The sequence below is a fragment of the Olleya sp. HaHaR_3_96 genome, from assembly GCF_019278545.1.
Taxonomy (GTDB): Bacteria; Bacteroidota; Bacteroidia; order Flavobacteriales; family Flavobacteriaceae; genus Olleya.
Window position 1 is genome coordinate 967,631 of sequence record NZ_CP058987.1, and the last position, 12,421, is coordinate 980,051.

At 31.9% G+C, this 12,421-nt stretch carries 10 protein-coding genes; all 10 read right to left on the minus strand.

Annotated features, from left to right (window positions below):
* Positions 1–349: 349 nt before the first annotated feature.
* The 10 genes from H0I26_RS04155 to H0I26_RS04200 all read right to left on the minus strand — a co-directional run bounded on the left by H0I26_RS04155 (position 350) and on the right by H0I26_RS04200 (position 12,418).
* Positions 350–805 (minus strand): hypothetical protein, encoded by a 456-nt coding sequence (locus tag H0I26_RS04155; RefSeq protein WP_218701138.1) that lies wholly within the window; start codon positions 803–805, stop codon positions 350–352.
* A 125-nt stretch (positions 806–930) separates the two neighbouring features.
* Positions 931–1,620 (minus strand): tetratricopeptide repeat protein, encoded by a 690-nt coding sequence (locus tag H0I26_RS04160; RefSeq protein ID WP_218701139.1) that lies wholly within the window; start codon positions 1,618–1,620, stop codon positions 931–933.
* Positions 1,621–2,194: 574 nt separating this feature from the next.
* The gene (locus H0I26_RS04165; RefSeq protein ID WP_218701140.1) at positions 2,195–3,175 is read right to left on the minus strand and encodes a hypothetical protein; all 981 of its coding nucleotides are present in this window, start codon (positions 3,173–3,175) and stop codon (positions 2,195–2,197) included.
* Positions 3,176–3,265: 90 nt separating this feature from the next.
* Entirely contained in the window at positions 3,266–3,967 is a 702-nt protein-coding gene (locus tag H0I26_RS04170; protein WP_218701141.1) for a hypothetical protein, read from the minus strand.
* 321 nt (positions 3,968–4,288) lie between these two features.
* A complete protein-coding gene (locus tag H0I26_RS04175) occupies positions 4,289–5,491 on the minus strand; it encodes a hypothetical protein (RefSeq protein ID WP_218701142.1) in 1,203 nt (400 codons plus the stop codon).
* Between the two features lie 145 nt (positions 5,492–5,636).
* The gene (locus H0I26_RS04180) at positions 5,637–6,173 is read right to left on the minus strand and encodes a hypothetical protein (protein WP_218701143.1); all 537 of its coding nucleotides are present in this window, start codon (positions 6,171–6,173) and stop codon (positions 5,637–5,639) included.
* The gene (locus H0I26_RS04185) at positions 6,152–6,736 is read right to left on the minus strand and encodes a hypothetical protein (RefSeq protein WP_218701144.1); all 585 of its coding nucleotides are present in this window, start codon (positions 6,734–6,736) and stop codon (positions 6,152–6,154) included. Before H0I26_RS04185 ends, H0I26_RS04180 begins: the two co-directional genes overlap by 22 nt.
* Positions 6,737–6,765: 29 nt before the next feature.
* On the minus strand, positions 6,766–7,338 hold the full coding sequence (locus H0I26_RS04190) for a hypothetical protein (protein ID WP_218701145.1): 573 nt from the start codon (positions 7,336–7,338) through the stop codon (positions 6,766–6,768).
* 734 nt (positions 7,339–8,072) lie between these two features.
* Entirely contained in the window at positions 8,073–11,102 is a 3,030-nt protein-coding gene (locus H0I26_RS04195; RefSeq protein ID WP_218701146.1) for a cellulase family glycosylhydrolase, read from the minus strand.
* Positions 11,103–11,599: 497 nt separating this feature from the next.
* The gene (locus tag H0I26_RS04200; RefSeq protein WP_218701147.1) at positions 11,600–12,418 is read right to left on the minus strand and encodes a hypothetical protein; all 819 of its coding nucleotides are present in this window, start codon (positions 12,416–12,418) and stop codon (positions 11,600–11,602) included.
* Positions 12,419–12,421: the final 3 nt, after the last annotated feature.

Consider the following 12,421-nt stretch of genomic DNA (forward strand, 5'->3'; position numbering starts at 1 on the left):
GAAAATTAACCACAACTCGTTATATGGAGACCTTTGTTCCACATATCCCGTAAATATTGTGGGATATCCGCAACTTTAGTTCCTGTTTTTATATTTGAAAAGCGAAGCTATAATTTATAAAGTAGTTTGACAATACTTAGAATTACGCATTCTTATCATAACAAACTAGTTACCCAAAGTTAGAGGATCCGATTATGGTTTAATTACGGGAATCCTCATTTGGGTAAAATAAAGGCATAAAAAAAACACAAACCTAAGCTTGTGTTTTGTTGAAATATGTAATAGTTTTTGCTGTTAACTTGTTATGGGTTTTTAGTATACTTATGAGATCGTCATAGCATCGTTTAACTTAGTTTGTATTCTCAAACGCACTTATCTCAGTTTTTATTCGAATCAGTTCTTTTTCTGCTGGAATTTTATTAGCTATAGCTTTAATTACCAAAGAACTATTAGTATTGGTTTGAGCAATAATTTCATAATATAGTTTTTTATTTTGCTTTAATTGGATTTGTTTAATATCAGAAATAGGAATGCTTTCATTGACTTTTAAAAACCCAAATGGCAAGCAGTAAATTCCTTTTATAATTTCTCCATTTTTTAAAGCTAGTACTTGGGAAGTATTTAGAGCATTAAGAATTATATATAAAATCAATAGTCGGAAAAGGAAAGGTAGTAATTGAATAGGATCTGTTTTCCAAAACTCAAACAATTCAAAGTCTGGTAATCCAGTAAATACACCTAGTCCAATCAATATCATTAGAAAAATGGGGTGGATTAATTCGTTTTTATGTAAGATGTTTGTCATGAGTTTCTGATTAAACACTAAGCTTGCTATGGGCTATTATTAAATGTTTTTTCTATGTGCTAAAATAGGCTTAATTTCCATATCACGTTTTTCAGTGTGTTTAAAGTAAATAGGGTTGTAGGCTGCTATATTCCACAATCATTACTGGTTTTTAAATAATTTATGGCCTTTAAATCACCAAGTTTAGCTGCTAGTTTTACATCTTCACAAAACCCATCTAGATCTCCTTTTTCTTTTTTGGCATCAGCGCGACTTCTTATCGCATTATAGTATTTTGGGAATAAGTCTATTGCTTTGGAATAATTTTCAATAGCTAAATCATATTCTTTTTGAGAAAAATAAGTATAACCAAGGTTTTGATAGGCTAGATAATTTTTAGAATCGCTGTTAATTGCTACTTTAAAATGGGCGATAGCTTCATCAAATTTATTTTGTTCTAAATAGACTTTCCCTAAATTTGTTAATGGTAACGTCCAATTTGGCTTTAACTCTAAAGCTTTTTTAAAATCAACCTCTGCTTTTGCATACGCTTTAGTTGTAAAATACATCATTCCCCTGTCAAATAAAGCCCATTCAAATTCAGGATTTAGTTCTAGAACTTTAGTAAAATCTAAAATAGCTTTATCATACTCTCCTAAACGGTCATAAGTAGCGCCTCGGTAATAATAAATGGCGAGTTCATTTGGATATAGCTTTGCACTTTTGTTAAAATCTTTAAGTGCTGATTTGTAATCTTGGATTTCTTTATATAACAGCGCTCTATTGTAATAGTATTTGACATTAGTAGAGTCGTTTTTTATAAATAGTGATTGCATCCTAATTTTTGACCTTACGAAGGCATAATTTGAAGTGTGAATTGCAGTTCCTGTAATTTCAGGTATTTGGCTGAACGTAAGAAGTGGAATTAAATAAAGGATGCTATAGATTGTCTTCATAGTATTTTTATAGTGTACAAAATTTTTGTAAAGCAGTAGTGGTGTGGTTAAGCAACTAAATTAGTAAATAAATAACAGATAGTATAGTCCGCAGGAATGTTAGTAATTTGGTCGGAATCATGCGGTTAGTTGTGCGGGTGTTGTCGTCCGTTTTCTATTCGCATAAAAAATTATAATCGTCAACTGATTCAATGATATCATTCAATTTGTATAATTCATTTTCTAAATAATTTACTATTTTATTGCAATAGGAACATATTTGTAATATACAGTGGCAAACGCTTCATCTCCAAAGATTACTTCTTTTACTGTTTCATATTCCTATTTTGTTGTTTTAGATTTTCTCTTGTTTTTGTATTTGAAATCTGTACTTCCAATGGATATTAAACGAGCAGAGTGTTTTGGGAATTTGACCAAACCTCTAAACGTAGCACCATTTTCTTTATTATTTTTGCTAGTTATTAGTTTTAGACTTTGTTGACAGAAGAGTATTGGTCATAACAGTAACGCTTCCTGAGATAACAATAATTAATGCTGGATATATTGATACTTGGGGATTTGAATGAAAAAATGTAGTGACTGTATAAGCTAGAGCAATTATTATAATGGCAAATAATAGAATCTTAAATTTTTTAAGGTTTATACTTAAAAATATACTTACCACAAAGCTTAAGGTTAACAGTGTTTTTATCCCATAGAGAAGAATATGGTCGATGTTTTGAATGTTAGATCGGTAGGACGTGCTGTTTTGTGTTTGACTGGCGATTTCTCTGGTGATATCAATAGGTGAGTTTAGGAGTAGGCAGAATGCTAAAAGTAGAAAAATAATAACAGAAGAGCCTTTCCATCTTTTAACATCATTTTCTTTGATTTTTTTTAGAATTGACTTTGGATTTTCTTGACCGCTTTTTATCGCATTAATTAATAATTGTGCACTTGAAAAAGGAGTGTCCGAAGCTATTTTGTAAAGGCTAAACGTTATAATACCAATAATAGCAAACAGAAGTGATACTGGTGAATTTGCCGTCATGGAGGTCATTAAAAATAACACGAAAAGTATGATTATTATTGTTTTTACATGTTTATTGATATACCCTCTGTTGATAATGGTATTTGTACCTATAAAAAGCAAGGTGATCATCAAAAATGGTTTAAATACCCACTCGTTTAATCTGAAAATATCACCGCTGGACCTAAACCTATAATTAAAACTGCCAAAAGTCCCTTTTATACTAAATCCTATAAATATGGCAAGTGCTACCATTATAACTCCCAAAATAGTACCACGCCATTCTGATTTAAAAGCGTAGTTGTCAAATTCTGTTTTTATTTCATTTTCGGAGTACCCTTTTTTAAGAAGGTTTTCCATGATTTCGTATCTGTTTTTAGTGACATATTCAAAATGTTTGATGTCTTTTAGTAGTTGTTCGTTCATTGATTTATGGTATTTGATAATGAGGTGTTAGATTTATAAAGGGCATTTACTTGGGAGATAAGCATTTGTAAAAAAAATGTTTACCAGGTTTTAAGTTCTGAATTGAGCAATAGTAGCATCCAAACCAAGCTCTCCATAATCGGCTAAAATTAGTAATTCCTTGATTAGAGTTTCAATTTTAATATTTAATACAAAAAGTGTTTTAGTAGGAGAAAGAACAGTGGTAAATATATATTTAATGGCTTTACTTGTATATTCTTTTTTACAATCTTGGAATTTTTGGTTGATGTATATATTAGATTTTTCCATGTCGCTTTGATTAATAAAGTCAATGACATCAGATAGTGGTTTATAATCTTTGCTTTCTGTTTTTACAAACTCATTAATTAAATGATCAATGTCAAGATTATTTTGGATTTTTTTCATTAAAACAAGGATTGCTATAATGGTTTCAAAGAGTAACAACTCATTACCCTCAATATTAGGGTTGTCATTGTATTTAGTGAAAGTTGTAGTGATTTTTTTATTATGTTTTTGTTCTACAACTATCTTTTTAGTGTAATCTTTGTTTTTAACTTCAATTGTTTGATATTCTTTAGATCTTGTTTCTTCTGTATTACGAGGTGTTTCTCTCAATATTTTTGTTAGATCAGAATAAATATTTTCGATTAAAGCTTTTTGTTCATCTAGTAACACATGTGTTTTATTGTGATTGGTGTCAATGAGGTATAAGTTTTGGCCTTTAACAAAAGATGTGGTTTTTTCAATGTTTTTAAGATCAGTAATATTCATTTTTTTGAAATCATTTTTCAAGAAAATATTATAATAATCGCTAAACCTGATGGGACCACTATTTACCCTTTGGTGATAAAGTATTTGGTTATTTTTAATTTCAAATTGAACAATCTCTTCATTTTTTTTGTAGAAATAAAAGCCTAAAATTAAAGTAAGGATGAAAATGATGATAAAAAAAAGATAGGACGTTAAAAAAAATCCAATGCACATCATTATTGAGGACACAAAATAAATATATGAGGTCCTTTTCATTTTTTTATTACTGAAATAATATTTCTTATTCATGGTGATTAGGTTGTGATACGCTATTGATAATAGTTATTTTACGTCGTGTTCAAATTTAAAAGATTGATTGCCATTAGTGACAACAATAGTATGTACCCCTTTTTGTAAAGCTAAGGTGCTTTTTTTTGTTTTGCTTTCCACTTCTGCGATGTCAATAGGAATAGCCGTTTGGATATCATCTCCTTTTTTGAAAGCTAAAATCATAATTGGATAGTCAATTTCAATATCAAATAGTGGTACCGAAACATGTTTGTTTTCATTATTAAAAAGCCAATTTGGTCTGTTGTCAATATAGGTTGTTTTAGGATGAAATATAGCAATATCGGCCCATCCATTTCCCCGTTCATATCTTAATGGATTGTGCTCTTGGTCAATAAGTACAGAAGATTCTTCAATGTTTAGAGCTTTATATAATGGGCGATTAAATTCAGGTTTACTTCTTTCGGCGTAGTAGGTTTGATTAATCGTTAAGGGATTTATTCCTGTGTATTCGGTCAATCGTCCAGCCATTGCTTTTTCCCAGTAACTATGAGTTCCCTCAAGTACATGATCATAACCACAGTGAATTAAAAACTTTTCGTTTGGTTTCGATTCTATTACTTTTTGAATGTTTTTGGCTTGATCTATTTCTCTTGGTTTTCCACTTTCGTTGCCTGTAGTCTCATAAGCAAATATAGTATAACCAATATCTAAGGCGGTTCTAATTAAGTTTCCAAATTGCGGATCTTTTGAATAATAACCAGTTTTTTCAATGGGATATTTTCGATTGTTTAGAGCTTCATTTAGACTATCATTATTTGTTAATGTTTCTAGACCTAGATTTGTATACCCATTATGATACAGGTCTTTAAGAAGTGTTTTTGTAAAAACACGGTGCAACGAATTGTGATGTGCTTCGTTTATTATGACTATTTGATTGTCCTTTGCTTTTTCAATGATGTAATCGGAGGCTTTAACGATTTTATATTTTGAGTGTATTGAATCTATTTGTTCTTGCGAGAAGTTTTTTTCTTTTCCTCCCATCAAATCCCAATGTATTAAGGCATTTTTATAATCTCCTTTTAAGGCGAAATCTGTGCCTGATTGCTGATAGTCTTTAGTGAGGGAGGCTCCGTTTTCAATATCTGATGAAAATTTATAATTAGTATTGAAATCAATTTTTTCGATGCTTCTTTTTTCTTTTTGACAAGCGTTAAATAAAAGAACAATTGTTATCAAGTAGGCTATTTTTTTCATAATTATTGGTATGGTTTAGGTTGTGGTTAGTAGCGGTGTTTAAGACTGTAATTAATGGCATAAAGTTCCGTTTGTATTGTACGCTTTTGAAGTAGTGTTGGGGCAAGTTTAATTTGATTAATGACTAATAGTTTTAGTCAAGTTTTTAGTTTTCAAAAACAGAATACGCCGTGATTTTCCATGTCCCTCTTTCTTTTAAAAACGTACCACTACAACTGATACCTTCAATTTTATAATGTAGTTTGAAGTCAATCATTTTTGATTTGATTTTTATGATATCAATAAAGACAAAGTCTTTAATGCCTTCCTTTTCTATTTCTGACGGTGATAGTATGCGCACCTTATGTTTGAATTTATAAAGCGTAAAGTTTTTTTTAATTAACGCTGTTTCCATAAGTTTTACTGGTAACTTTTCTTTTAATTCAGGATGAAAAATCCATTGTAGTTTAGTTAGATTCAATATTTGTTGAACAATCCATTCTATTTGATTGTCTTCAGGTTTTATTAATTCTGTTTGCGTGTGTTTTGCGTTAGTTTCAGAATTGTTTTCCACTTCTGTTTTTCCTACAGGTTTGCAGGAAAATAGAAGAGAAAGTGTTACTATAATGCTGACTTTTTTTTTGAATGTTATCAATTTATATAAAGTGTTGGTAATCGTTTTTATTTCCAAAATTGCCACCATTTTTTAGGTGTTATAACAATTGTTTTGTGATTCTCAATTTTGATCTCTTGGGGTTCCGTTCTGTCTTCGTGCTTTTTTGCTTTACCAAAAACATATCTTGTTGCTTTTTCATCAGGTTCAATGTCCCAAAATCTTTTCCCTAGGACAGCTTCCAATTGATTCCAAATAATTTCGGAAGCATCTTCAGAATTAGCTTCTACGTCAAGTTTTTGGCCTTCATCTTCCATTTTTTCTCCATTTACCTCCATAATGGATCGTTTTTCGACACTATTCTCGGAATACTTTATATTAAATGCCATTGCTGTTTCAGAAAGTGCGAAAGTCAACGTGTTATTTGTTTTTAGCCCCCAGGATGCTGTGCACATATCCATACTAAGAAATAGTAACGTTCCTTTTTCTGAGAAATAAACATCGCAAATACCGTCATCAGTCCAATTTGAAGATGCTGTTTCAAAATCTATTTCAGATTGCTTTTCAAGCGTCCAACCTAGTTGTTTTTGTAAATCTTCAAATTCACTTTCATAATTTTTGTTTATTGCTAATCCTGATAAGTTAAATCCCATAGTTATGTCTTGTTTTAAGTAACTAAATTTTATTCTTTGAGTTCTTTTTTAAACAATGCTACTAATATAGTTCTGTCCGCTTCGTTTTTTAATATATTTTGTAACCATATTTGTGGTTGTTCCGTTGCGCTTTTGTATCCCATGGCTTTATATTTTTTGAACTCCGAAAAGTCATACCAGTTTTTTTTTAGAATGTGTTGAAGCGCATACACGGCCATTTCCCCGTTTGTTGTTGCAAAAAAGGGGCACGTGTGGACTTTTGTTGTTGTCGTGTCAGAAAATTTGGTGATTAGAAACTCGGTCAATTCTCCTTTATCATTATTTGAGAAATTCCCCCATTCTGTTTCGCTAAAAACCAGTGTAGGGATGTTTCTTTTAGGTAGTTTGTAATATTGTCCACTACCTAAACAACCTCTTTTTTCAAAAACCATTGTATGCCATAATTCGGGAATGGATTGCGTTTGGGGTGTTGTCTTTAATTCTGTTTTTTGAACTAAAGTAAGGTCTGTTTTTACTTTTGGTTGGTTTAATTTAGAATTAGATTGGTTTTTGCATGAGATGACCATTACAATCAGAAGGACTATGTTTAGTGTGTATTTCATTTAAGGTTGTTTTGTACATTAAAAATAATTTTATCTTATTTTTAGTTATGATTGGTGTTTCTTAACTTATTAATTTAGTTCAAGTCTCAAAACCTAGAGAACTTATATTCATTTTGAGTGTCATTGTCTTTTAACGGTATGATAGATGTACCATCAGTATTGGTTGTTTCTACAAACGTTGTGTTTCCTGTATTTATGTTTTGCATAAAAACATTGGTATACGCAATTGGCGCATTGTTTTTAGTCACATTGTATCGTTTCTAAAGTTATCTATATTTAGTAATTAAACAACGTTAAGTGCTCCATTTTAAAATCAATCACACGAATCTACAATTAACAATGCGAACATGCAATACCTGAAATTTCTTTTTTATTGAAAACATTTATTTGGAAAATGTCTTTTTAAAATACGGGTTTACAATACACAAACTTAAGCCTGTGTTCGGTATTAAATCAGTATGCTTTTATTTTCAAAATTGTTACCTGTCGTTTAGTAATCTAAAATTTAGATGTCATAGCGTTTTGTTTTTCTTTTTTTGTGTTATTGAAAATACATTTACTTAATTTTTAGCTTCTAGTAAGTTGTTCTTAGTCTAGATTATTTGAACTGTTTTAAAGCTTTTAAGTCATAAGTATAGTATGTAATTAATCAAAAAAAGCGGAATACCAAAGAATAGGTATTCCGCTTTAAGCGTTTTAAATTTTAGTCTATTGTTAATAGTGTTTTATGAATACTATTTTTTCACAAATAGGGCCTGTTTTTTAGATTTTGTACCTGTAATTATTATAACATAGGTTCCTGACGTGATTTTAGATATATTTAATTTTAACAATGTACTATCCTCTTTTTGATCGAGTAATAGTTTGCCTTGTAAATCATAAACCTTAACTGATACAAGGTTTTCATTTTTAGCACTTATAAAAATATGGCCGTCTACTGCAGGATTAGGAAAAAGTTTAAGATTAGTACTCGAATCGTCATTAATTTTAATGGTCTCATTACGTTGACTGCTGCGCAGTATATTACAAGCAGGAGCAGTGGTATCGTTACTAAAGTATAACGTAAAACTGTTAGTTTTGGATACCATAACAAAATTACCATTATCTGATGTTACCCAGTAGTCGCCATCTAAATTGGGAATTAAACTATTACTAATAGACAGCTCAGGATTTGCATTTTGAAACTGGAAGGTAATCTTAGGTTTTAAATTTATGTAATAATCTGGAATACCATTATCTGTGAGTATTGAAAATTGATATAACCCGTTGTATTCTGATATCCAATTGATAGTAAATGTTCTTAAATTGGTTAACGAAGGTCCGCCAGTCCCTAACACATAAACGTTAGAAAATTGTTTAGCGTTAAAATTTTCTAAACCATTTTGCGAAGGAGTATTAAAATTACAAGATTGAGACGGGTTTTGTTCCGCTATTACGGTTAACGTAAATTGCGTTTCACTTGAAGCCCCCTCATTATCTGTTGCGACAGCTTTAAAAATATAAGTGCCTTCTAAAAGACCATTAAGTTCTTCTGTGTTTGGAGATTCAGAATGTCCCCATTTATATGTAGTAGTATTTATTTGCCTAACTAAATTGTTATCTACAAATAGTTTTACATTGTCGATAGTGCCATCAGTATCATTGGCTATAACTTCAATTTGTAAATTATAACCTTCTATTAAGGTGATGTCATTAACAGGAGATCGAAAGTTTAACGTTGGTGCTTCATTGGTGCCATCAACAGGTATACAGGGTTCTATATTCCATACGGGACAAGATGGAGTAACAACATTTTCTGTACCATCACTTATTGGGAAATCTAGAGAACTAGGGTTTCTAATATTATCCCAAACATGTGTTTGTTCTGGAGATCCTTGCGTTTTACGAGCGGTTGAAATTTCTGAAGCTCTATTACCAAGATTAAATGTATTGTTGAATATCGCATTTCTGTAACCTGTATTAAAACCAGTACCTCTGTCTAAAAAATCTATTCCAGTATTTATTACACTAGAACCATCAACATTAAAGGTATTTCCGTATACAAAGCCATAGGCTCCTTTTAAATCAATAAAGGCATCCGCACTATTTATTCCTGTTATTCCTGATATCCCTTCAGCAGAGAAGATGCAATTTCTTATAATGGTATTCATTGTGCCTTCTTTAATGTCTACGCCTTCCGCAGTTACATTAGGTCCTATGACACAGTTTTCAATAGTATTATCGTTACAAGCGCTTTGGTAAGTATCGTGTTGTGCTTTATCCGACCCTACATACAAACCTTCACCAAAACCAGGTTGAGTTCTACCAGTGTTGTATATATTACAACTAGTCACTATATTATTACTAGAACCATCACGTAAGTGTATTGCTTCTTCTCCAATATCATGCACAACCAAGTTTTGTAATGTGCTATGATTAGAATTATCAAGTACAATACCTTTAGAGCCTGTTGTAAACGCTATGTCTTTAATGGCCCAATAATCACCTTCAATACTTAAAAGGTAGCCATCGGTGTAATCTAATCCCTTAAATACAGGAGGATTTGCAGCGCTAGCTCCTCTTAGAATAATAGGGTTTGCACTGTTTCCGTTAGCACTACCATAGAGGTAAACATTATGATTAAAAGCACCATTTATCTTGTCTTCAAAATTGTAAGTTCCAGAAGCAATTATAATTTCATCTCCAGCTTGTGCTGTTTCCATTGCATTTCTAATACATTCTATGGTGTTACATTGTGATGTTGTAGGACCTGTAGTGGTCGGTGTGTCCCAGTTTTGGATAATATTTTTTACAATCTGTCCTGAAGTAGTGAGCTGATCGTTAAGTAAACCCGATATACCTTGACCTGCTTGAACAACCGATCCTGTTTCTGGAAATGCTTTGTCACTTAAAGACCAGTTAGCATGACTGATCCCTCTTTCTTTTAAAAAAGACATCCATGTGTTAGTATTTTCAAGGTCCGGAGCTCCTTGTCCAGTGTTTAAAATAGTTCCCCACTCGGTAACAAATAAAGCAACATTATTATCTAAAGCAGTCTGTGCTACATTTCTTAAGTTATCATGTGGTGTATAAGCAGCGTAAAAATGTAACGTATACGCGACGTTATTATCAATGATTGGATTTGCAGAAGCGACATCAACTTCTTGAGAGTAATTACTAGTCCCTACAATTATTAAATTATCAGGATCTTTGGAACGAATTCCTGCAATTACTTGCTCGGCATAATTTTTAATGACAGGCCAACTTTGATTTATAGGTTCGTTATAAATTTCGTACATCACATTAGGTGTATCTCCATAAAGGTCTGCCATTCTAGTAAAAAAGGCAACAGCTTCATCGGTGTATAACTCTGCTTCGTGAGTATGCCAATCTATTATGACATATATACCATTAGCAATAGCGGCGTCAATAACTTTTCTGATTTTAGTTTCTTGTGCCTGAGGACTATCAATATAGCCTGTTCCGCCATCCCAGTTTTCTTTTACGCCCATGGCTATTCTAATAAGAGAGCTATTCCAGTTTTCCACAAGAAAATCTATGGTTTCTGCATTATAATAGTCGGAGGTATCTCCGGCATTACTCCAAAAGAGACTGTTTCCTGCGAGACTTGTAATTTCTCCAGAAGCATTTAGGATACGATTTCCGTTAACTTGTAATCGACCATGCCTCTCTACTGGAGATTGTGCTATAACATTTAAAGAGAATAGCGCTAGAAGCAAAGGTAGGTACATTAATTTTCTAAAAAGGGGCTGTTTTTTTTTCATAATTTTGTTAATTGGTTTAAGGATAATATTTAAGGGTTATACGCTTCTAACTATTGTTTTGGATTATCTGAATATTTCAAAAAAAGGTTTTACCTATTGATTTAGAGTGATATACGATTTAATATGTTGGCTGTTATGTGGTTGCACCCTGTAATTGTATCTACTATAATTTTATTATCATCTGCATTGGTATTTTATACTTCTTTTAGATTAGTGTCTACAGAGTTGTCTGTGCTATTATGTAAAGGCAATGTCAAGGTTTGTTAATTCGGAACGATGGCCACACTAGTAATTATAATGCGTAAAACGATTTGTTTTAGCAATGACTAGTTATTAAAGGGTGAAGTTTGTCGTTGTAGATTATATAACGGAAATTCCGTTTAGTAGAAAAAGTGCATAAAAAAAACACAAACCTAAGTTTGTGTTTTTTTATTTAATTACAATGTTGATCTAAGTGTTATTTCTTACTCGCCATAAAACCCAATGATAAATACGGTTTAGTTATTATTGATGGTCTCCCAGATGTTGGTCAAGTCGTTTGTAATACTAGTAATGGTTTTGTCTTGAAGATAGTCTAAGAAAAGCGCGATGTCGTCCTTAAAAATCGCATCGATATAACTTTTTTTAGATTGATTTGCAACCGATAAAGCCTTTGAGGTGTACTGTATTTCTTCTTTTAGTTTTTGCGCGAATAATTGATTGTTTTCTTGGACAAAATTGGATAATCCGTTGTCAAGCAGTTGTTCAATATCTTCAGTACCGTGTTGCCCATGACAACTAAACAGTCTAGAAATTGCTAAGCTTAATGTCGCTTCGCACCAACCATATTGCTCTATAATAGTGCTAATATCTCCCGACTGATCGACTTCATGGTCTAAGTCACAGGTTCTTAAAAACGTAATGTATTCTGGGATCCATTTAATGTCTTTAGTAACCAATGCCAAAATAGCACATGTGCCTGCAGGTGTTTCATCATCCAACCAAATTCGACTATCATATTCTCCGTGATCTGTTGCCTTGGTGTATGCTATTATTTGTGATGCTAATCCGTCGTGTTTGATTACTTCGTCAAAAAAATCGTAACAATCAATTGTATTTATAATGTTTTGGTTGGCATCTAGATGTATTATGGTATAATTAAACTCGTAGACTTTTTGTTCCTTTTTGACAGCGGTAACAGTGGTGATAAGTGTAGAGAGTATAGACTGTGTATCTGGTGCTTCTAAAAAAGCAGTGTTTGAGCTTTTATTTAATATCGTCTCTTTTGCTGGGGCATCGGTGCCATTTACTGTGATGCTTATTTTAATAGTGTGCATTAA